This is a genomic window from Gardnerella greenwoodii 00703Dmash, assembly GCF_000263635.1.
Lineage (GTDB): Bacteria > Actinomycetota > Actinomycetes > Actinomycetales > Bifidobacteriaceae > Bifidobacterium > Bifidobacterium greenwoodii.
Genome location: NZ_ADEV01000009.1, coordinates 375921 through 398703 on the forward strand (window position 1 = coordinate 375921; position 22783 = coordinate 398703).

Here is a 22783-nt window from a genome sequence, read left to right on the forward strand (position 1 = left end):
ACTTTTATTATTTCTACTATTATAAACTCACCGTTGTAAGCGGCATAGCAGAATCGATTGCAAAATCTGGAGCAGAAGGGCGAACCCCTGCTTCCACCAAATTCACGCCAAGCATTGCAACCATTGCACCGTTATCCGTGCAAAGCTTAAGCTCCGGCAAACGCACTTCAATTCCATGCTCTTTGCCGCAAGCCAACAAATGCTCACGGAGCTGCGAATTAGCGGAGAAGCCGCCGCCAATCATAAGAGTTTTAGAACCATACTGCTCGCAGCCCATCATAGCTTTTCTGGAAAGCACTTCCGCCACAGAATTAGCCAAAGAAGCGCACACGTCGTCAACTGGAATTTCAAGACCTTGAGCCTCACGAGCTTCAACCCAGCGAGCAACAGCAGTTTTTACACCCGAGAAGCTGAAATCGTAAGGATGCTCTTTGCCGGAACGACCTTGTGTTAATCCTTGCGGAACTTTCAAAGTATCCGGATTTCCAAGCCTTCCATGCCTATCAATATGAGGGCCACCCGGGTATGGGAATCCAAGCAAGCGCGCAACTTTATCGAAGCACTCGCCGGCAGCATCGTCCAAAGTTGTGCCAACAACGTCAATACTTCTAGCAATATCGTTCACGTGAAGAAGCGAAGTGTGGCCGCCGGAAACAATTAAAGCCAGCACATCTTCCGGCACGTCACCAAATTGCAACTGCGTTACTGCAATATGCCCGATTACGTGGTTAATACCATAAATTGGCTTATTTGCAGCCCAAGCCAAGGCTTTAGCTCCCGAAACTCCCACAGCCAAGCAGCCAGCTAAACCAGGGCCTGCACTTACTGCAATTGCATCAACATCGCTTAAATCCATGTTTGCGTCTTCTAAAGCTTTAGAAACAACCGGCACAAAAGCTTCGGCGTGAGCACGAGAAGCAATTTCTGGAATTACGCCACCGTAGCGCGCGTGCTCCTGCATTGAAGATGCCACCACATTTGACACCAGCGTGCGTCCGCGCACAATAGCTGCGGCCGTTTCGTCGCAAGTTGATTCAATTCCCAATACGATTGCTTCGCTCATTTTATTCCTCTTTATTCCTCGTTATTCCTCAGTTCCGTTATTTTTTGCGGTTAGATCAGCGCACATTGTGTACGCATCCACGCCTTCTGGCTGATAGTAACGTTTTCGCAAACCCATTTTCTTAAAACCAAAGCGATTATACAGCGCGAGCGCAGGAACATTGTCAACTCGCACTTCCAGAAGCATGCGTTTGGCACCAATTTTTTCTGCGGTTTTGATCATAGTTGATAAAAGTTCCGCCGCTAAGCCTTTTCTTTGATATTTTTTCGCAACGCCAATTGTCATTATTTGCGCATCATCGCCGTCAAACCAGTAGCCAGCATACCCGCATAACGTATGCGTATTTTCGTCGATTTGAGCGTAATACGCGCGCATAGGAGCTTGCAATTCTTGCGAAATCATGCTTTCATTCCACGAGCCTTTTCCAAATAAGTCAGCTTCAATATGAGCTATTTTTTGCGCTAACTCATCGCAAGTAAAATCGCACTTAGGAACTATATTGCAATTCTCGGCTACTGCTGGAAATTTAGAACGCGTTATATCAACAATCATAATTACTCAAATCGTTAAAACGCTTCTATTTTTCTTTTGCCTTATTCGCTTCGCCAGATCCAAGCACATGCTTAAGCGGATTTGGTACAGACACGTCCGGGCGGCGCAAATACAGCGGTTCAACAGCTTTTACGTGCTCATCTTTATTGGAGCAATTCTCAGCGCAATTCTCAGCGCATTCTAAAGCGCACTGTTCGAAAATTTGCAAACCTTTAACACCCAAGTCAAGCGCGCAAACTTCTGCAATAACGCCAACGTGAGCAATATTTCGCCAGTCTTCAACGTACTTTTTAGCACCATGACCGAGCACATCCACGCAATGATTTTCGCTAGTTTCGCTCGCTAAATACTCGTTCACACGAGACACAACATTTTGCGGATAGTCAATATCCATATTTATTAGCGCATTTCCTTCGCAGTCGTACAAACACATGTATACTTGGCGGCGGCGCGCATCGTTTAGCGAAAGCACGTAGTGATGAACAGTAGACTCGCAAGACTCGCAAGAATCAGCGTCATTCGGAATATTTAGTAGCAAATCCTTGCAAATAACGCCATTTTTGCGCGCTTCTTCAAACGCACCAGAGCGCATCATCAAACTTTGAGGAAGAAGACTATCACACCCCAAAATTTCAGCATTATTTGCAAACGCAATCGCTTTTGCTGCAACTAATCCTGCGCGAAGACCTGTAAAAGGAGCAGGGCCTACTCCCACAACCACGCGATCAATATCCGAAGGCTTGAGTCCTGCATTTTCCACGACTTTTGCAATATTTACTTGCAAACGCTCTACGTGAGTGCGAGAATCTGTTTCAACAATCGGCTCATGGCCCACAATTCCAACAGTAGAGCCAAATGATGTGTCAATAATCAGCGTATTACTCATGTTCATTCCTTAACAAAACGTACCCAATCAGCTTACTCGCTTACCACAACTTGATTTATTTGCAGCGATATTTACAGCGTTATTTATTGCGATATTTGCCGCGATATTTGCCGCAATATTTGCCGCGATATTTTTTAATTACAATTTTGCAAGTCGATTAAGCCAATCCTTGCCAACAGCTTTCAAAGTTACGATTCGCTCACCATCGCTAGTAAAATCATCTACTTGCGAAGAATCAATAGGCCTTGCAATATGAACCTCTAAGCGCTCAGATGCCAGCACTCCAGCCATTTGCTCACCCCACTCCATAAGCACAACAGTGCCATCTCCTGGCTCTTCCAAAGCTTCATCAAGACCCAAAGATTCAAGCTCGTCAAGCAAACGCGAAACAGTATCTTGACCCGGAGCAAAATTCTCACCACCCAAACGGTAAGCGTCAACGTGAATTAAAGTTGCAGGCTTACCATCCGCAAAAGTGCCGTGCAATTCGCGCGCAATCGTAAAAGTTGGAGACACAATCGGCTCGCTAATTGAAAGACCTGCTCCAAAACCTTGTGCGAACGTTGTTTTTCCAGCTCCAAGAGGGCCCGAAAGCAGCAGAACGTCACCTTCTTTAACAAGTTTTGCCACAGATTCACCAAGCTCGCGCATATTAGTATCCGTAGGCACAGTACGCACTTTTTGCTGTTCCAACACAATTTGTTCTGTCATTCTTAACACAATCTTTCACACAATATTTTTAATTTAAGATTTTTAATTTAAGACTTCAAATTTACAATTTTTAATTTACGTTTTTTAATTTCCTTTAGACGCAATTATCATAATGCATTTTTCAAGCGCGTAATTCGCGTCGCTAGATCCGCCTTTGCACTGCTCATCCGCCCAAGCTAAAGCTTGTAAACTTTTAGAAACTCCAGCGCTACTCCATCCTGCAAGCTGACGCATTGCCATTTTCATCGCCCACGGATTTGCTTTTGCTTCCGCACTAGAAATTGTGCCGTTACGAACTGCCATTGCGAGCGCAATTAAACGAACTTTTGAAGCCAAAGCGCCGATTAACGCTATAGGATCAACTCCTTGCGCAACTGCAGTTCTTGCAGAAAGCACTGCAGAACCTAAGTGACCTGTAACAGCTTTATCTGCCACAAAAAAGCCGGTAACTTGCGGATCTGCAATCAAGTATCGGTCAACAATATTAAGAGTTATTGGATTATCGTCATAGTCGAAGCATAATTGCGAGCACAATGCTGCAAGCTCGCCTGTTTTTCCACCCAAAACTGCCACAAGTCGTTGGGCAGCTTGAGGCTCAACACTTCGATTGTGACGATCAAATATGCTCATAACAAAGTTGAGTTTTGCATCGTCTTTTTTAAGATCCGGCACTGTGATTGTTTGAGCACCAGCTTTTGTAAGACGCGTAACAATAGATTTTCCTTTAAGACCGCCTTCATGGCGAGCAATAACCCAGCTTAAAGAAGATTCTTCAAAATTATTTTCGTTATTTTGCGCTTGTTGGCAGAATTTTTCAATCGCTTCTACTAAAGACTCATCCGCACTTTGCAAATCGTCAATAATAACAATTGTACCGTCACCAAAAAGCGAAGGGCCAACAGCTTCTTCAAACGCATACTTGTCTGCAGACGAAGCGTCAAGCTCAATAATTTCAGCATCCGGAGCATTCTTCTGTATTTTTTCTCGCAAAGTTCGAGCATTAAGATTGTTTAAATAAGCATCCCCGCCAACTACAAGAGTCACCAGCATAATACGTTGTGCGCGATTATTACTTGCTGCCATAATGCTCCTTAAACAAACCAACTTTAACCATCATAATATTCCTCTCGAATATGCGTGCGTGTTTAGTACTACTCGAAGATTTGCGCAGCTTCACTTATGGTTCGCTTTGCAGAAGATGCCCATAATTGCCCGATTATGCTCATGCGCTGAACGCAGGCACGATTGTGAAAGACACGAAAAGCAAGCATAAAAACAGCAAATATTGCAACTTCTACTCCTGCCATCATCCACGCTCCAGCAGCACCCTTCATCCAAGGAAACACGCCAAAAGACGCTTCGTCACACCAATACGCGCACTTTTCCATAAAACTTGTTCCAATTGATGAAACTCTTGCAAAAACAAGCGACGCCCCAGCATTAAAACTCGCGCAAACAAGCGAAATTAAGCCGAATACTGTTGCCCAATCCATAAAAGGCACAATTATTAAGTTTGCTGGCACAGACATAAAAGAAACTTCCGGCTGCATAAGAATTTGCACTGGCATAGTCCACAATTGTGCAGCTAAAGTTATTGCGAGCGCAGAAGCAATAAAACGCGGCACATATTGCGAAAATGTTTTAGACATTGGCACTCCCATAACAACAATTCCCAAAGTTGCTGCAGAAGAAAGCGCAAAAGCATAGTCCCAAGCGTACGAAGGGTTTACTAGTAGAACTCCAATAACAGTCCAACTTAGCGCGCTTGCCGACTGGTATGGGCGCTTGCAGCACCAGGCAACAGCGGATATTATTCCCATAATCAGCGCCCTGAGCACAGATGCAGAAGGGTAAACTATTGCAGCTAAAGAAATTTGCAGCGCAATTTGTATTGAAGAAGTAGCCCAACGCGGAAGTAGTAAATATGAGCAGCATCGGTAAATAATCATGCTAAGTAGCAAAAAGTGTCCGCCTGAAACAGCCATAACGTGCATAATTCCAGCATGCTGAAAATGCTGACGTGTCATAGTTGAATAAGTTTCGTCTATTGGATTTAGCGAATTTGTTGCTTCCGTTGGCACATACTCTTGCCCCAACATTCCAATAGTTACTCCCGGAACCAACATTCTGCCTTGAGTATCAAGATTATTCGTTACGTTATAAAACGATTTCCACAAGCTACTAGCAGAGTTTTGCCAAAAGTTTGCGTCTTGTACAATCTGCACATTTTGTTGCGTTTTTTGCACATGCAATTCAGGCTTATTGTCAAAACGCGAAGATTTTAAGCTAACAGGCACTCGAATCCGCATACCGTAACTAATATTTCTACAAACTGGATTGTATGCGTAAAGCCTAGCATTAACGTAACTTTGCGCATTTGCAAATTTGTAAACGCGCACATTAGCTTGACAATCTCCATTAAAACTTTTTGACGCTCTAAAAGGAGTCAATACTCTAACTTCCGCTTCTGCAACACGAGTATTCAAAGTAGATTTATAGTTAGAATAATGAATTTTAGTAAGGTTTTCTGCACGTATTTCTTGCGCAATAACGTCTTTTGAAAGCACGCATTGACCAAGGTATGAAATCATGCATGCTGCTAAAGAAACGTACACTACTGCTTGAATAGTTCTGCTCCAGTCATTGCATTTACGACGCAGAAAAAATGCTACTAGAAAAGCGAAGGAAAATCCTATTATTGCAACGATTCCTGCGTTAATTACTCGCATTTGGCTCATCCATTTTCCTATTAGGCATCCAGCCCAATAAGCTGCAGCAACAAAAATCATTCTAAAATCGCGACTTCCAGAAACGTTTTCTACTTTTTCTCGCATAATTCACCTATTTAACGTCAACGTTTCCGCGGAATTTATTCAAAGTTTTAGGACCAATGCCCTTTATTTGCAGCAAATCTTCTAAACTTTTAAAACCGCCAACTCGCTTTCTATGAGCAATAATGCGCGCAGCTGTTTTTGGGCCGATTCCTTTTAAGCTTTGCAGTTGATCCACTGTTGCAGTGTTAATATTTATGCGAAGAGTACCGCTTTTGTTGCTTTCGCTTACTTCGCTACTTTCGTTACTTTTACTACTTTCGTTACTTTCGCTATTGTCACTATTTTCGTTACCGTAGTCAGATTCACTATTTTCGTTATTTTTCTTAGAATTACTATCTTCTAAATCATCAAAAGAACGCTTTGAATAATCCGCATTATCTTCTATTTTTTGCAATGATTCAGACTGACTATTTTGCACGCGCTGATACGTTAACGATTGCGAAATAAGCATGGTAAGACTCGCGCACAATGCAACAACCAGCACAAACATAATTGCCAAAGTATGAACAGGCTTCATGTGAAAGCGCGGAGAAGATTTTATGTTTCTAATAGTTTCGTCGAAAGAATTAAAGTTATTTTCGATATTATTTTCGCTAAAAGCGTCGTTAGAAAATTCCGCCAAAGACGATGCGATTCGCCTATTCGGCAAGTAAGTTTTAGGCTCAGGAACCTTGCTCCCCGGCTCGTAGTATTCCATAGCATCCCCCAATTAACGCAATTCTTGCTAATACTATTGAACAAATAGCAAGTATGCGCAAGAAAAATACGCGCCTGTGGTTAAAACCTTTAACACCGAAAAAAATGCTGTAAAGCACGAAGGAACGCTTACGCGCAAAGCGCGCTCGCTACGAAACTCGCGTTGGAAGTCCACCGGACTTCCAACTTAAGCGAGTTTCCGCTCCGAGTTGCTTTCGCGCGCTACGCTCTAAGCGCGAAAGCAGGTCGTCGCGCCTGTGGTTAAAACCTTTAACACCGAAAAAAATGCTGTGTTGCGCGAAAAATCGCGCAACACAGCACAATCAAGCCGTCTTTAACCTTGACACTCAGCTTTCATCTGGCACAATAGACACAATCTTCGGCGCCTTCACAATCACCTTGAGCGGAGCTTTGCCACCCAAGCGATCGGCAACAGCTTCTAGCGCAAGCTTTTCAAGCTCGTCGGCCTCAATATTCGGGTCAACTTCAAGCTTTGCGCGAACCTTGCCTTTAATTTGCACAACTGCAGTAACAGTATCCTCACCAACGTAGCAATCATCTGCAACAGGCCAGTCTGCGTGAGCAATAGACTTTGTGTGTCCAAGCTTGCTCCACATTTCTTCGCAAATATGCGGAGCAATTGGAGCCAGCATAAGAATCAGCGGCTCAACTGCTGCGCGAGGCACGTGAGGAAGAGAAGTTAAGTGGTTGTTCAGCACAATCAGTTTAGCGATTGCAGTGTTTGGTCGCATTGCTTCCATTTCCACAGTCACTTCGGAAATTGTGTTGTTAAGAATCTTCAACGTCTTCTCATCCAAAGCGTCGTCTGTAACCACGCAAGCGCCGTTTTCTTCGTTAACAACGTTACGCCACAAGCGCTGCAAGAATCGCATGCCGCCAACAACGTTGCGCGTATTCCACGGACGAGATTCAGAAAGCGGACCCATGCTCATTTCGTACAAGCGGAACGTGTCTGCACCGTAGTTTTCGTACATGTAGTCTGGGGTCACAATATTCTTTAAGCTCTTGCCCATTTTGCCAAATTCACGGTTCACGCTCTCGCCGTGCCATGTAAAGGTTGGCTCGCCAGCGCCGTTTGAAGCGCCTTCTTCAACTTCGTCGGCCGGCACGTACTGTCCGCGCTCATCCGTGTATGCGTAAGCTTGAATCATGCCCTGGTTAAACAGGCGGTGGAATGGTTCAGCAGAATCCACGTAACCCAAGTCGTAAAGTGCCTTATGCCAGAACCTTGAGTAAAGCAAGTGCAAAACTGCGTGCTCTACGCCACCAACGTAAAGGTCAACGCCGCCAGACACATGCTCTTTTCCTGGACGGTTTGTACCCATCCAGTAGTCGTATTCGTCGCTGTCAACCATATGCTCAGCGTCGTTTGGATCCAAGTAGCGCATGTAGTACCAGCAGGAACCAGCCCAGTTTGGCATGGTGTTGGTGTCGCGATAGTAGGTTTTTACGCCGTCACCAAGGTCGAGCTGAACTTTTACCCAATCCTCGTTTCGGCTCAATGGTGCTTCAGGCTCAGAATTTGCGTCGTCTGGAGCGTAAGTTTTTGGCTGATAGTCTGGAACGTCCGGCAAAGCAATTGGAAGCTCACTATCTGGAACCAGGTGTGCTACACCGTCCTCGTCGTAGACGATTGGGAAAGGCTCGCCCCAGTAGCGCTGGCGAGAAAACAGCCAGTCGCGAAGTCGGTAAGAAACCCTACCTTTTCCTACGCCTGCAGCTTCAAGCCAAGTCGTCACCTTTTTAATAGCTTCGTCCACGCGCAAACCGTTAATAGACAATTCGTCACCAAGCTTGTGCGTATGCTCTACAGAAGAGTTGATAACAATTCCGTCGTGAGAAACAAACGGAGCTTTACCTTCGTAATCTGCCAATTTTTCGCCAGACTCAGGCAAAGGCTCAACAGTGTAGATTACTGGCAAACCAAAGGCTTTTGCAAAATCGTAGTCTCGCTGATCGCCGCCTGGAACTGCCATAATTGCGCCCGTGCCGTAATCCATAAGCACGTAGTCTGCAGTAAAGAGCGGAAGTTTTGCTCCAGTTACAGGATTGATTGCGTAAAGACCAGTAAACAAGCCGGTTTTAGCGCCCGCGTCTTCCGTGCGATCTTTTGCAGTCTTCGCGCGAGCTTGAGCTTGATACTCTGCCAAGCCTTCTTTAAGACTTGCGTAACCGCCCTTCCAGCTTTCTGGAACGTCCGCACCCCAAGCTTCTGGAACATGCTCAAGAATTGGGTGATCTACGGAAACAACCGCAAATGTTGTGCCAAAAAGCGTGTCTGGACGAGTAGTGTACACTTCCAAATCGCGCGTTTCGCCGTCCGCACATGGCACTTCAAAGTGCACGGAAGCACCGTGAGATTCGCCAATCCAGTTTCGCTGCATAAGCTTAACTTTTTCTGGCCAATCAATAGTGTTCAAATCTTCAACCAAACGGTGTCCATAAGCGGTAATTCGCATGGACCATTGGCGAAGGTTGCGCTGGAATACTGGGAAGTTTCCACGCTCAGATTTTCCTTCTGCAGTAACTTCCTCGTTTGCAAGCACAGTGCCTAAACCTGGGCACCAATTTACAGGAGACTTAGAAATATATGCAATACGGAAGTCGTTTAAAACATCCGCCTGCTCTACCTTGTTAAGCTCTTCCCACTTTTTGCCTGCAAATCCTGGGATTTCGCGCTTGCCACTCTTAAACTCGTCAACAAGTTCGCAAATTGGTCGAGCAGAACCCTTTCCGCCGTCTTTGCGCACAAAATCAGGGTTGTACCAAGCGTCATAAAGCTTGGAGAAAATCCACTGCGTCCAACGCACATAATTCGTATCAATAGTTGCAAAAGACCTACGATCATCAAAGCTCAAGCCCATGCGATGCAGCTGCCTGCGCATATTGGCAATATTTGCCTCGGTAGTAATGCGCGGATGCTGACCAGTTTGCACAGCATACTGTTCAGCCGGCAAACCAAAAGCGTCGTAACCCATTGCGTGAAGAACATTCTCACCCTTCATGCGGTGGTAGCGGCTTACAACATCCGTTGCCAAGTATCCAAGAGGATGCCCAACGTGCAAGCCTTTACCGGAAGGATACGGGAACATGTCCATTGCAAAGAAAGAAGGACGACCGTCAGCATTCCTGCCTTCGCCATCCTTCAAATTGCCCTTAACATTAGCAGCCCAGAACGTGCCCTGCTCGTCCCAGGTTTTTTGCCAGCGCTGCTCAATATCTTGTGCGAGCTGCGCGTTGTAACGAAAAGCTGGCTCAGCAATAGTAGCTTTATTGTCAGCTGTTGCATACTGTTGATCGTTGTCGTTCATACCCTAGGACTATAGCGTCTTATGCAGTCATTATGCAACACTTTTTACAAGTTTTATTGATATTTTATTGAGAAAATATGTAGTTTTAACGTAAGTTTTCCTAATACGCGCACAAAATTAAGATTTTATGCTTATTTTGCAAAATAAATCATTACAATAGTAAATAAACTTTTTAAGCGAATAAAGATTAGAAAATTAGGTAAAATTCAATAAAACTATAAATATTAAAGAGGTTGTGAATTGAAAGTACAAAAAAATACGTTACTACTTATTGCTTGCTTAGTTTGGGGCGCTGCTGGTTTTAATATTCTTAAGATTGGCTTGTTGGCTTACCAGAATTATTTGCAACCGCTGAATTACGCTTTGTCTCTAGTTGTTTTTGCAATATTCCAATTCCTGATTTTTGGAAAACTCGTTAAAAAACATACTCAAAGAATCCTCGCATACAAAGAAAAACAATTTTTCCTCAAATTCTTTGACGTTAAATCTTTTATAATCATGGCTTTTATGATGACTTTTGGAATTGTTTTGCGCGCAACCAACATAGCTCCCGAACAGTTTATTGCAGTGTTTTACACCGGTTTGGGTTCTGCACTATTTTTAGCAGGATTGCTTTTTGGATATCAGTTTGCAAAAACATTCTGCCCTGCATTTAAACACAGCTTGTCTGATTGTGCTAATACTTCAGTAAAATAGTGAGATTGGGAATAATTTAGTTTATTCGTAAAATATTTATTAAGTGTGTAACGATAAGCCGTATATGCATAAGCTGTATATGCTAGTACGTTAAGAAGGCTGCTATGGACAATAATGTGTATAAAAAAAGCAGATTATACGCACCTGAGCGTTTTTTTGAATGCGAAGGCAAGGGTTTGCAATGGTTGCAAGAAGCCCACAAGTTTGGCGGCCCTAGAGTTGCAAAAGTGTTTGATTGGGGAAACGACTACCTTAATATTGAGCGAATTGACACTGCTTCCCCAACTCCTTTAGCTGCTTTTGAGTTCGGTGCAGCTCTTGCACACATGCACGACTATGGTGCGAAATATTTTGGTCAAGCTCCTGCAGATTATGATGGAACATGCTATTTTGGGCCTTTAAGCGACCCTGTTAATATGCCAACTGGCGAGTGGAATAACGTTATTGACTACCTTGCGGATGGGCGTTTGCGCCCTATGGTTGAGCTTGGGATTGCTCGCGGAGAGCTTACTAAAAGCGATTTGGCTCTTACGAACGAAGTTATTGACGATCTTTACGACTTATTAGGAAAGACTGCGGAAGATAAGCCTGCGCGCGTTCACGGCGACTTGTGGAGCGGAAACGTTTTGTGGACTAAAAGCGAGGATGGAGAGCATACGGAGGCTGTGCTGATTGATCCTGCAGCCCACGGCGGGCACCGCGAAGAAGATTTAGCTATGCTTCACCTGTTTGGAATCAGCTATTTTAAGCAGATTTTGGACGGATACCAGTCTGTACATCCACTTAAGGCAGGTTTTGAGCAGCGCATGATTATTTGGCAGCTCTACCCTATTGCAGGCCACTGCGTATTCTTTGGCGGCGGATACGTAAGCGAGTATCGAGAAATGTGCAGAAGATTATTAAATAGCTGACTTTCAGCAGTAAACAAATAAAACATTTAAAGACTTAATCGTAAAAATTACGAAAGGCCATTAGTATGATTCGTTTGCGTGTAAGCACTTGGAAAAGAATTATAGTTGTGCTAACAGCACTAGTTTCAACACTATTTGTTGTTAGTGCATGCGGAACTACTTCTAAAACTTCTTCCAGTCCTAAAAACGTGCAGCAAACGTATCGCGGAAATGTTGTTATTTTCACCCCTTCAGATGGTTTAGCTTTAACAAGACACAAGCCACTAAGCACATGGGATCATCTTGTTCCAGAAATCGTTAAAGACTTAAAAAATAAGGGTTTTAACGATGATTCTATTACTACAAAAACTTCTTCTAGTCTTTCGCAGCAGAGTCAAGACGTGCAGGATTATGTTGTGAATTTGCTAACACCATTGCATTTAGAAAATCATAACAATAAAAATAAGCAAAATATTGGCAATTCAAGCGAAAAAATTAAGAAGAAGCTGAGTAAAACCACTATTGTTATTGCTCCATGGACTAATAAGAATGGCAATAATAATTATGGGGATTACGCAACCTTACCTACAGCAAACAAAACAGAAAATACAAAAAGCAAGCATGGTCTTTTGACAAGCAAAAATGATTCTGAAGACACAGACAAAAATATTCTTCTTTCTCAAAAACGTTTAGCATCATCTCTTCGACTTGCTCAAAAGTCTGGAATGCACGTAGTTATGCTTTCGCGCTCAATTCCAGGATTTAAGCCAGATGTTCTTTTCCACCTTTCTGACGCTAATAGCATTGGCGAAACTCAAGCAGCAACATTAGTTCAAAAACTTGCTCTCGACCGAGCTACTCGCGAAAATCCGCGCTATATTGAAGTTCTTTTGCCATGCCACAATCAGAAAAATATAAATTTGCACGCAAAAACTAATAGTGGCACAAACGGTCAAAACTCAAACGAGTCAAACAATTCAAATGCTTCTGACTCAAATAATGCAGATTCTAATAGTGAAAACCAAAACTCTTCCTCAAATAATAATCAAGAATCTCAAAATAGTGACGAAAATAGTTCAGACAATGCAGATACCAGCTCCTCAACACAGTTAGAAGACGAGTTTGCAAAAGACGCTTTTGCTGGAATGTGGAAAGTACTTAGACCATATTTCGCTTCTGGCACTCTGCTTAGCACTTCCGGAAAATTGCACGCAAATAGTAGCGAAAAAGACTGGATTAACGTTGCTTTTGACGCCGACGATTCGGATGCTGTAAAAACTGAGTTGAAGAATCGTATTACTAAACACAATAATCTCCTAACACCTTCGCTAATGCATGTTGACGGAATTATTGCTCTTGACGATCAAGTTGCTTTACAAGCTTCGCAAACTTTAAGCGATTTAGGCTACGAAGGAAGCGCTGCAGACATAAATCCTTCGTTTACTTTGCCGGATGTTATTGGAAACTTCATTGGTAAAAGAAATCTTATTAAACGCCCTGTTCCTTCTCCTAAAAACAGCTCCAATAAGCACGCAAAAGACGCGCAAATTAGCAAGGAACAGTCCGAAGATGCTAACGATGCTGCTAACGCAAAAAAATGGCCTGCAATAACCGGCTACGGAGCATACAAGAATATTATGCCAAATATTGTAAGCGGCAAGCAGTGGATGACAACTATTGAGCATCAGGCACAGATTAGTAAAGATATTACAGAAATGTGCGATTCGTTAAATAGCACCGGAAATCTTTCTACAAAGATTGCAACAAAACAATCGACAATTGAGCCTGGAATTACGGTTCCAACTGTTTATGAACAGCTGATAGCAGTTAGTGCAACGAATTTGAAGGCTCGCCTAATAGACCCGGGCTACATTTCCCTAGCTGATGCAGGATTGTAAAGTTACACTTAGTGCTTTCGAGGAGCGTAAATAACGCGCTCAATAAGCTCGTGGTAACGCTCAACAACTGCCTGACGTTTAGCTTTTAAGCTTGGCGTAAGCAGACCGTTATCTTGCGTAAAAGCGTCCGGCACTATTTCAAACTTGCGAATAGACTCCGCTCTAGAAACAAGCAAATTAGCTTTAGTGACGGCACGCTCAACTTCTGCACGTACAATTCCGTTTACTGACGCTTCTTTAAGCGAGCGCACTTTGCACGCTCCTCTGGAAGCAAGCCAAGAATTTACTTCCGCCAAATCAAGCGCAATAAGCGCCGCAACAAATGGCTTTCTGTCTCCAATAACAACCGCTTGAGAAACAATTGGAGAAGACATTAACGAAGCTTCTAACGCGTTTGGAGATAAATTCTTTCCGCCAGCCGTAATAATAAGATCTTTCTTTCTTCCGGTAATACGCACAAAACCGTCATCATCTAAAGAACCAAAGTCACCCGTATGCAACCAGCCGTTTACAATTTGTTGACGAGTAAGCTCCGGATTATTATGATACCCTTTGCATACTGCTGGGCTTTTAATACACAGCTCACCATCATCCGCAATTGCAACAGACACGCCTTTTACCGGCAAACCAACAGTTCCAATACGGTATCCGGTTGTAGGATTCACCATAGCCGGAGCACAAGTTTCAGTCATTCCGTAACCTTCAAGCAAAGGCAAACCGATGCCGTTAAAGAAGTGCGCAATAGACATATCGAGAGGAGCGCCTCCGGAAATAGCGTACGAAACAGAACCGCCAAAGACTTGCAAAAGTGGCTTATAAACTAATTTTTTGCATAATGCGTGGCTTAAAGCAAGCATAGGCGGAACCATCGCTTTAGACTGCTGAGAATAAGACCATTGACGCGCAACTTTTGCCGCATAAGCAAAAACAAAACCTTTAACTCCCCTGCCAGCTTTTTGCGAAGCAGCGTTATAGATTTTTTCAAAAATACGAGGAACGCCAAGAATAAAAGTCGGCTTAAACGTTTGAAAATCAGACAAAACTGTTTTCAAATTGCTCGTTAAACCAAGCGTAACGTTTCCAGCAAAGCAGAAGAATTGCATAAATCTTGCGAACACGTGAGCAAGAGGCAAAAACAGCATTAAGCGAGGATTACCTTTTAAGGCAATATCTGGCATAGAAACAACGCCTGACTTTGCAATAAAAGCAAAATTACTATGCGTAAGCTCAATTCCTTTAGGCTCGCCTGTTGAACCGGAAGTGTAGACAATTGTTGCTAAATCACTTCCGCAAACCGCGTGAACTCGCTCGTAAAACTCCGAATCAGTTACAGTTTTACCGTACTCAATAAAAGCATCAAGCGCTCCACGGTTTATAACATAAACGTCGTGAAGAGTAGAGCAATCATCCTTAACAGCTTCTATTTTTGGAAGCATATCGGCAGACTCAACGAATATTGAGCAAACTTTAGAATCCTCAACAATATGCTGTATTTGAATAGATGAGCTAGTTTCGTAAATTGGCACGGTTAAAGCGCCAATAGACATAATAGCCATGTCAAGAACAGTCCACTGCCATGAAGTATGCGCAATAATCGAAATAGAATCCCCCGGCATAACTCCGCGCGCAATAAAACCTTTAGCAACAGCAACTACCATATCTCGAAATTCTTTAGCAGAATAAGACTTCCACGAGCCTAAAGAATCAACATACTCAATTAACGAATCATTAGCGCAACGAGAAACTCGATCTTCTAGCAGAGAAAAAATATTAACATCTGTATCAATAGCTTCATCAAGTGGACGAGAATATTCTTGCATATGCGCTCCTGTGTTGCATAATCGATGTTAATCTTTACTATACGCTGTTCACACCCTCACACTATGGCAATATCTACAAGATTGACGCAGATTTTGTTCAGTTTTCTACAAATATGAATATTAATTATGTTATTTAGTCGACTGGCTTAAGAACGATTTTTTTGCGAGCAGTCATACTTGCAGGGTTTACGTAAGTGCGATTCTTTCGTTTTAGACCCCATTGCACGCAGCGATTTGCGCAATGATCCGATCCACCTTCAACATGAGCAAATTTTTGCCCCTGCTTTACAAACACTCCAACAGTAAGATTTGTTACTGCAGGCTCAAAAGTAGAAGTAAGCTCACCATGCCTAATTGTTACAACAGACTTTCGCGCAACTTTACCAACAAAACTAATAACACCATCTGCAGGAGCATAAAGAGGAGTTCCTTTTGAGGCTGCTAAATCCACACCGCGATGGCCAGCCATCCAAGGCTTAGGCGGCGGATTAAAAGCTTTTACAATGCGAGGAGGCTTTACCGGCCACTTCATAGTAGATTTGCACGTTTCTTCACTATAAGAACTTTTAGCAAGAGCGCAGGTTTTACAGCATGCACCTAAAGATTTAGAAGCGTAGTATTTAGCAGGGTTATTTTGCTGCATTTCATATTGCGAAAACAGTGCATCTAATAAAATAACTGAGATTATAAAAATCCCAAAGCAGGCAGCTATTCGGCAATATAATTCATAATTTTTGCGAATACACATATATCCCCCCATCCATATTTATAAAGCGGCTTTTATAAAAGTTTTGCAGCTAATTTGCCAAAATCATAAGCTTTTAGCGCATTGTGGATAAAACATATGTTTATAAGCACTATTTCGACACGCCAAAACACGCCATATTTGCATCTTCAAAAATTCCGTGTAATATAAATGTCTTGTGCGCGGCAGTAAGCCTGCACAAAATATTCCTGCGTAGCTCAGTTGGCAGAGCGTTCGACTGTTAATCGAATGGTCGCTGGTTCAAGCCCAGCCGCAGGAGCCATCAAGCCACTGGAAGTCCAGTGGCTTTTTTGTTTTTAAGAACACGAGAATACCCCGCGAATTGCTAATTAGGCTTAAGGCAACACCCTCAAATATCAACAAGATATACGCCTAACAAAGTGGCTAACTTAAAAGCTTTGTCGTAAAATAGATACAAATGTGTCATCAGAAGATACGCATTGGGCAATCATTAACAAACAGAGGAAAACAATGATTCAACACACCTCCGAAAGTGCCGATAAAGGCAAAAAGAAGAAGCTAATCATACTTATTGTAGGTATTGTTGTACTTGCATTAGCTCTTAGCGCGCTTGGCGCATTTTGGTATGTAAAACAAACTGAGCGCACAAAGGCTGCACGTAAACAGTGCGAAGTTAAAGTTGCCCAAGTTATGAAAGCTAAGAAAACGTGGGACACTTTAGTTAAAAACAGAATTCTTATTAAGCTTTCGGAAGATAAGTCTGAAAATGGCAAGAAGCTTGCGAAAATAATAAAAGAGACAACTCCTGAAGTTGTAAGCTGCACAGCAAACTCTCCAGAAGAGCTTGGAAGCCAAAGCGCTGAGGCTTTGGCAGCTTCTGAATGGTATGCGGTTAAAGCAAAAGAAATTAGAGCTTTAGCTGTTGAATTACTAAATAGCGCTGACACAAAAGCTGAAGACAAAGATAAGAAAGAAGAAAAGAAGGAAGAAAAGAAGGAAATACAGCGAACAACCAGCAATGTGATTAGGCGTGCGAACGTTATTCCTCAAAAGACGAAGCCAGCGCCTCAGAATAACAACAAGAAGAAAGACACTAAAAAGCCAGAATGCAAAGAAGGCGACAAGAACTGCAAGAAACCACAGCCAAAATGCAAGCCAGGCGACGAGAACTGCAAGGAACCACAGAAAGAATGCAAGCCAGGCGACGAGAACTGCAAGGAACCACAGAAAGAATGCAAGCCAGGCGACGAAAACTGCAAGAAACCACAGAAAGAATGCAAGCCAGGCGACGAAAACTGCAAGAAAACTAACCCACCTGCAACTAACCCACCTACAACCAACCCACCTACAACCAACCCACCTACAACCAACCCACCTACAACCAACCCACCTGCACAAAACCCACCTACAACCAACCCACCTGCACAAAACCCACCTGCAGCACATTAATAAAATAGAATTATAAAATAAAGCTCCCAACGGATTCGTTGGGAGCTTTATTTGTGCCTTTAAATAGTTTTTAAGCTCTTACCTGATTAGCAGCTTTAATACCGGCTAAATCAACTTCTTCAAGCGGAATAACCTTAGTATGATTCTTAATCTTGTATCCAACGTACAAAATTAAGAACAGTGGCACAGACATGTACGTAATGCCAATGGCCTGCCAGTTAAGAGTTGCAAATGAGTGCAAATCCTGGCCAATAATAACAAGAACGCACAGAAGGAACGCAACAATCGGGCCAAAAGGATACCACTTTGCTCGGTACACTAAATCGTCCAAAGAATGTCCCTGAGCCACATATGCTTTTCGGAAGCGGTAATGCGCTAAAGCAATACCCGCCCAAGCAATAAAGCCTGTTAAACCACTTGCAGCAACCAAGAACATGTATATTTGCGAGCCAAAAATACTCATGAAGAACGTGAACAAAGCCACCACAAATGTTGCAATCAAAGCTGGAACTGGAATACCACGGAAGCTTACTTTGCCGAAAACTTTCGGAGCATTACCGTCTTTTGCAAGAGCATAAAGCATTCTAGTAGAAGCGTACATTCCAGAATTTGCTGCAGAAATAACAGAAGTTAAAATAACAGCATTCATAACTGCTGCAGCGGCTGCAAGACCTGCACGCTGGAACACGAGTGTGAATGGGCTTATAGCAATATCAGTTACTTCTGATCCAAGCAAATTCTTGTCGGTGTAAGGAATAATGCATGCAATAACGAAAATTGCGAGGATGTAGAAAAGAAGAATACGCCAGAACACTTGCTTTACAGCCTTTGGAATGCTCTTTTCTGGAGTTGCAGACTCGCCTGCAGTAATACCAATAAGCTCAGTTCCTTGGAACGAGAATCCAGCAATAGCAAACGCGCACAGCACTGCAGGAACACCACCGGCAAACGGAGCATCCTTATGCGTAAAGTTTTGCAAGAATGGAGCTTTGCCGCCAATAATGCCAACAATTGTAAGCATGCCAACAACGAGGAACACAATAACCGCAACAACTTTCACAATAGAAAGCCAGTATTCTGTTTCGCCGAAGCACTTAACTGTAAGAACGTTAATCAGCAAAATAAGCATAAGAACCGAAAGCGAGAAAATCCATATTGGCACTTTCGGGAACCAGTATTGCAAAACAATTGCTGCAGTACTAACGTCTACAGCCACCGTAATAGCCCAGTTAAACCAATAGTTCCAGCCCATTGCAAAACCTAAAGCAGGATCAACAAAGCGTCCGGAGTACGAAGCAAACGAGCCACTAATAGGCATAAACGTTGCCATTTCTCCAAGAGAAGTCATAAGGAAGTAAACCATAATGCCGATTGCGCCGTACGCAAGCAAAGCGCCGCCAGGACCAGCCATGTGAATTGTTGCACCACTGGCAACAAATAAGCCGGTACCAATGCTGCCGCCTAAAGCAATCATGGAAATATGACGTGTTTTCAAAGCACGATGAACATCGTGATTCTGCTGAGAAGTTTGTTCAGCAGTAGATGGTAATGAACTATTACTCATTTTTCCTCCTTTTATGTCGCATCAGAGGCAAAACAAGCAACAGCGTGCGTGTCGATAGCGCTCCGCAGCGAATGCCGAATCGCTGCGACAGTACTTGGCATATTAAACCAAGTCCCAGCTCACTACCTTTGGAAATCAGTAGTAAACTTCGGCGCTCTCCCCTTTTGTAAGTAATCAACGCTTTTCCGAGCTCATACTTACTACTCTTGTTGAGCGCAACCTCTGGTCGATGGTGTTCATTATTAGTACTACTTAGCGACAAACACACAGAATTGCGGCGTGGCGGAAAGAGAATAAAAAAATCTCGGCAAATTATGTAACTTGCCGAGATAAATCGTGGAGCTAGGGGGATTCGAACCCCCGACCCCCTCCATGCCATGGAGATGCGCTACCAGCTGCGCCATAGCCCCGTTTTTAGTTATGCTGTTCAAGCGAACCTTTGATAGGATACAACAAATTAGCGCTCTATCCAAATGCGGCGTGTCGAATCAGCTTAAATATTACTAAAAATATCGCTACTTAATTACCGCTTGAACTACCGGAATTTTCTGCATTTCCAGAAGTAGACGCTCCGCCTGAAGCTCCCCCTGAAGAAGATCCTGAACCGCCGTTAGAAGAACTACCGGAAGCACCACCAGGAGCAGTTGACGAGGAAGACTCCCCGCTCCCGTTACTTCCAGAAGTTGATTCTCCAGAATGCGATCCGCCACTTGTTGAAGAATTATCACCGCCAGACTCACCATCTGCAGAATTTCCTAAATTAGAATCCGAGTCATCGCGGGAATGTAAACCGCTGTTTTCATCCTCTTTTTCTGAATCCTGATTTTCTGAATCACTATCAGACGGCTTCTTATGCTCAACGCCATTATTGCTATTTTGTTGAGGATTTACCTGATTTTTAGGCTTCTGCTGAATCTGCTGAGGCTGAATATTGTCCGTTCCCTTGCCTTGCGTAAAAAGCAAAACAATTCCTGCAGTAACAACAACAGCAACTAAAGCGCTTATTACAGCTATAGCAATAGTTGCAGCATAACTATTCTTAGGTCGATTTAAATTACTTTCGTTAGCATAATTAGAATCGCGAATAGCTTTAGATAACGGCACAGGCTGACTCAACTCGCCTTCCGACAATTCCATATCTTCTTCGCGCTGCTCTCGTAAAGCAGAAAGCTCTAAAAGTCGCGTATTTTCTAATTCTGGATCTTTAGCTTCAGAGCTTATAGTTCGCCCAGAATTAACTTCACTATTTTGCCTAGAATACGCCATACGAGCATCATCTCCCGCGACTTTATATCCAGCATTTCTTACTTCAACATTGTAGACAGGATGCATGTTAAGAGTTTGAACATTATCTTTATATTGCTTCGAATCATTAGCATAACCAGCAGAATCAGAATTATTAAGATTCTTAGGATTTGCTTCAGCTAACTTTCGAGAAGAAGCGTGAATAACATTCTGATACAGCTGAGAAGCCACAGCCGACACAATCGAACCAATAGCCACACCAATAACCGAACCGGCAATACCAATTTTAGAAGCAAGCAAAAACGAGGTCACTGCTGCCAGCGAACCCGCTAAAACCTGCGTAAATGATATGCCTTTGAAGAAATTCTTCACGTGTTTACCTTAACTACCTAACAATGTATTGCGAAACATAAATGCAATATGTATAAACTTACTACAAATTACAAATTACCATTCACAACGATGGTATCACTCAAGACATGAGTTGGATAGCTATTTTTATGAATCTACTTAGTTCTTTCTTTGCTGCCATAATGTTCGCCCAAACTTGCAATAATAATGGCTGCAAATATTAAGGCAAATCCCACAAATGCCATATTTGACACATGCTCATGGTAAAGCAGCGTAGAAAATAGCAGAGTAAATAAGCTTTCAGTGCACATAATAACCGATGCGTTTGCTGTAGAAAGATTAACCAAACTATAGTTTTGCATAATTTGTGCCACAACAGTTACCACAACAGTTAAGTAGAACATGTTTGCAAAAATAGAAAGATGATCCGCACCGTTGAAATTAGGCAAAGGCTCATAAATTAGCGCTCCAGCTAAGAACAGAACTCCTGAAACAACAAATTGGCCAAAAGTTAAGGTTACAGGATTGTATTTTCTTGAATAATACGCAAGGAACGTAAGATTAAAAGCAAAAACTGCAGCGCATACAAGAGTCAGAATATCGCCATAAGAAAGCGTAAGAGCAAACATTCCTGGCTTTAAAGCCACAAAACCAACGCCAGCAACGCAAACTACCGCAGCAATCAAACCTAGTATCGTAGGCTTTTTCTTAACAATTAGCCAAGCTGAAAATGGTGTAATCACGCAGTAGGCTGCAGTAAGAAAAGCGCTACGACCCGGATCAATTGTTTGCAATCCTTCAGTTTGCAAAACTAAAGTTGCGTAGTATGTAACTCCGGTTATTAGCGAAGGAATAATCAATTTTTTTGTAAAAGTTTTACGAAGAGTGCCGAAAAAAATTACAAACATAATCGCGCACGCACCAACCATGCGCACTCCCATAAGCCATTGAACCGGAAAAACTTCAAGAGCATACTTTGAAGAGACATAACTGCCACCCCAAATAGCAGCGCAAACCAACAACATTAGTTGAGAAATATGAACACTCTTCCCTTTAGGCATGCCAGATTTATCAACTATTGTTTTAGCTGCTTCACCATTAGCTTTCATAACGCCTCCCCTTCAACTATAAAAGTTGATCCACTAATAAAAGTTGCTTTCTTAAAGCCGCTTCATAAAAGTTACTTCCTTAAAATCGCTTCCTTAAAATTTTCTTTTATTTAGTGAATTTAGTTTATAAAATACACAGATTAGCCATAAAATCGTGAAAAGTACAACTTTTCGGCGTTCTTTCGGAAAATTTCCGATATGCACTTCATAAAACCGGCATACTTAACTATTTTGCTTTATATCTTTCGCTTAAATAACTTTTATAAAATTCGGTGATTTATATCACAACTGCGTAATTTTTTGCAGCACACACTCGTATACTCTTCTAAAACAGCGTAATGTAAAAGTAATGACTTGTTTAATTGCACACCACAGACGCGCGCAATTTTATCAATAACGAAAGGAAATATTATGGCAACTCTTAACGCCGATATGAAGGAATTTATTGCGAATAATTTGGCTTGGATTGCAACAGTAAGCAAAGATGGCGAGCTTGATTTAGGACCAAAAATGTCTATGTTCGTTCTTGACGACAATCACTTGGCCTACCACGAGCGCACTGCCGGCCAGCATTTTAAGAATTTGCAAGACGGCAGCCAGCTAGTAGTTGCTTTTGCTAATTTGGCAGAAAAGAAGGGCTATCGCTTCCGCGGAACCGTAACTCTTCACACTGACGACGCGATTTACGAAGAGCAAGTTCGCGTGGCCGAAGAAAAAGGCACAAAGAAGCCGGCTGCAGTTCCAGTTATGGAAATCACTGAAATTCAGGATTTGACTTCTGGCGCTACTGCCGGCAAAACAATCGCAAAAGATTAATTTATAGCTTGCGCAAAACGCCGAATTAGTACGTTTCAAGCAAGCGGCATACAATATCGAGTGGCGTTCGTCCTCAAAGGCGAAGATGAACACCACTCAATTTTTTATTTGATTACTTTTATTTGATTATTTAGTTGCAACTAA

General features: G+C 42.7%; 18 protein-coding genes, 2 tRNA genes and 1 riboswitch. Of the genes, 6 read left to right on the forward strand and 14 right to left on the reverse strand.

Annotated elements, in window-relative coordinates:
* Positions 1 to 19: 19 nt before the first annotated feature.
* The 8 genes from tsaD to leuS all read right to left on the reverse strand — a co-directional run bounded on the left by tsaD (position 20) and on the right by leuS (position 10074).
* Positions 20 to 1063, reverse strand: coding sequence for a tRNA (adenosine(37)-N6)-threonylcarbamoyltransferase complex transferase subunit TsaD (gene tsaD / locus NG78_RS00820; RefSeq protein ID WP_004135273.1), 1044 nt, complete (start codon positions 1061 to 1063; stop codon positions 20 to 22).
* A 21-nt stretch (positions 1064 to 1084) separates the two neighbouring features.
* Entirely contained in the window at positions 1085 to 1615 is a 531-nt protein-coding gene (gene rimI / locus NG78_RS00815; protein WP_004135274.1) for a ribosomal protein S18-alanine N-acetyltransferase, read from the reverse strand.
* 25 nt (positions 1616 to 1640) lie between these two features.
* Complete coding sequence (gene tsaB / locus NG78_RS00810) at positions 1641 to 2501, reverse strand: tRNA (adenosine(37)-N6)-threonylcarbamoyltransferase complex dimerization subunit type 1 TsaB (protein ID WP_004135281.1); 861 nt, start codon at positions 2499 to 2501, stop codon at positions 1641 to 1643.
* A 138-nt stretch (positions 2502 to 2639) separates the two neighbouring features.
* Positions 2640 to 3212, reverse strand: a complete 573-nt coding sequence (tsaE, locus tag NG78_RS00805; protein WP_004135283.1) for a tRNA (adenosine(37)-N6)-threonylcarbamoyltransferase complex ATPase subunit type 1 TsaE — start codon at positions 3210 to 3212, stop codon at positions 2640 to 2642.
* 84 nt (positions 3213 to 3296) lie between these two features.
* Positions 3297 to 4295, reverse strand: a complete 999-nt coding sequence (gene holA / locus NG78_RS00800) for a DNA polymerase III subunit delta (protein WP_004135285.1) — start codon at positions 4293 to 4295, stop codon at positions 3297 to 3299.
* A gap of 68 nt (positions 4296 to 4363) precedes the next feature.
* A complete protein-coding gene (locus tag NG78_RS00795) occupies positions 4364 to 6046 on the reverse strand; it encodes a ComEC/Rec2 family competence protein (RefSeq protein WP_004135286.1) in 1683 nt (560 codons plus the stop codon).
* Positions 6047 to 6053: 7 nt separating this feature from the next.
* Positions 6054 to 6743 carry a ComEA family DNA-binding protein gene (locus tag NG78_RS00790; protein WP_004135288.1) on the reverse strand — a complete coding sequence of 230 codons (690 nt, stop codon included), beginning with the start codon at positions 6741 to 6743 and terminating at the stop codon, positions 6054 to 6056.
* 346 nt (positions 6744 to 7089) lie between these two features.
* Positions 7090 to 10074, reverse strand: coding sequence for a leucine--tRNA ligase (gene leuS, locus NG78_RS00785; protein WP_004135291.1), 2985 nt, complete (start codon positions 10072 to 10074; stop codon positions 7090 to 7092).
* 240 nt (positions 10075 to 10314) lie between these two features.
* On the opposite strand from leuS, the gene NG78_RS00780 reads away from it, so the two are divergent.
* The 3 genes from NG78_RS00780 to NG78_RS00770 all read left to right on the forward strand — a co-directional run bounded on the left by NG78_RS00780 (position 10315) and on the right by NG78_RS00770 (position 13558).
* Positions 10315 to 10770, forward strand: a complete 456-nt coding sequence (locus NG78_RS00780; protein ID WP_004127064.1) for a hypothetical protein — start codon at positions 10315 to 10317, stop codon at positions 10768 to 10770.
* A 104-nt stretch (positions 10771 to 10874) separates the two neighbouring features.
* Positions 10875 to 11681 (forward strand): fructosamine kinase family protein, encoded by an 807-nt coding sequence (locus NG78_RS00775; protein ID WP_004135293.1) that lies wholly within the window; start codon positions 10875 to 10877, stop codon positions 11679 to 11681.
* Positions 11682 to 11746: 65 nt separating this feature from the next.
* Complete coding sequence (locus NG78_RS00770) at positions 11747 to 13558, forward strand: substrate-binding domain-containing protein (RefSeq protein ID WP_004135295.1); 1812 nt, start codon at positions 11747 to 11749, stop codon at positions 13556 to 13558.
* 8 nt (positions 13559 to 13566) lie between these two features.
* On the opposite strand, the gene NG78_RS00765 is transcribed toward NG78_RS00770, so the two are convergent.
* The gene (locus NG78_RS00765) at positions 13567 to 15378 is read right to left on the reverse strand and encodes an AMP-dependent synthetase/ligase (protein WP_004135297.1); all 1812 of its coding nucleotides are present in this window, start codon (positions 15376 to 15378) and stop codon (positions 13567 to 13569) included.
* A gap of 133 nt (positions 15379 to 15511) precedes the next feature.
* The gene (locus tag NG78_RS00760; RefSeq protein WP_004135299.1) at positions 15512 to 16126 is read right to left on the reverse strand and encodes a M23 family metallopeptidase; all 615 of its coding nucleotides are present in this window, start codon (positions 16124 to 16126) and stop codon (positions 15512 to 15514) included.
* A gap of 204 nt (positions 16127 to 16330) precedes the next feature.
* Here NG78_RS00760 and NG78_RS00755 point away from each other — a divergent pair.
* Both NG78_RS00755 and NG78_RS0105895 read left to right on the forward strand, forming a co-directional pair.
* Positions 16331 to 16406, forward strand: a tRNA-Asn gene (locus NG78_RS00755).
* A 209-nt stretch (positions 16407 to 16615) separates the two neighbouring features.
* Positions 16616 to 17554 carry a hypothetical protein gene (locus NG78_RS0105895; RefSeq protein ID WP_004135301.1) on the forward strand — a complete coding sequence of 313 codons (939 nt, stop codon included), beginning with the start codon at positions 16616 to 16618 and terminating at the stop codon, positions 17552 to 17554.
* 70 nt (positions 17555 to 17624) lie between these two features.
* On the opposite strand, the gene NG78_RS00750 is transcribed toward NG78_RS0105895, so the two are convergent.
* From NG78_RS00750 to NG78_RS00735, 4 genes are all read right to left on the reverse strand, one after another.
* A complete protein-coding gene (locus tag NG78_RS00750; protein ID WP_004135303.1) occupies positions 17625 to 19118 on the reverse strand; it encodes an amino acid permease in 1494 nt (497 codons plus the stop codon).
* Between the two features lie 47 nt (positions 19119 to 19165).
* Positions 19166 to 19352, reverse strand: a riboswitch (Lysine riboswitch).
* A 103-nt stretch (positions 19353 to 19455) separates the two neighbouring features.
* Positions 19456 to 19528 (reverse strand) — tRNA-Ala (locus NG78_RS00745).
* A gap of 109 nt (positions 19529 to 19637) precedes the next feature.
* Positions 19638 to 20735 carry a hypothetical protein gene (locus tag NG78_RS00740; protein ID WP_004135305.1) on the reverse strand — a complete coding sequence of 366 codons (1098 nt, stop codon included), beginning with the start codon at positions 20733 to 20735 and terminating at the stop codon, positions 19638 to 19640.
* A 134-nt stretch (positions 20736 to 20869) separates the two neighbouring features.
* Positions 20870 to 21775: a DMT family transporter gene (locus NG78_RS00735; protein ID WP_196218481.1), complete on the reverse strand. Its 906-nt coding sequence runs from the start codon at positions 21773 to 21775 to the stop codon at positions 20870 to 20872.
* 459 nt (positions 21776 to 22234) lie between these two features.
* On the opposite strand from NG78_RS00735, the gene NG78_RS00730 reads away from it, so the two are divergent.
* Positions 22235 to 22639 carry a pyridoxamine 5'-phosphate oxidase family protein gene (locus NG78_RS00730; RefSeq protein ID WP_004135309.1) on the forward strand — a complete coding sequence of 135 codons (405 nt, stop codon included), beginning with the start codon at positions 22235 to 22237 and terminating at the stop codon, positions 22637 to 22639.
* Positions 22640 to 22783 lie beyond the last annotated feature (144 nt).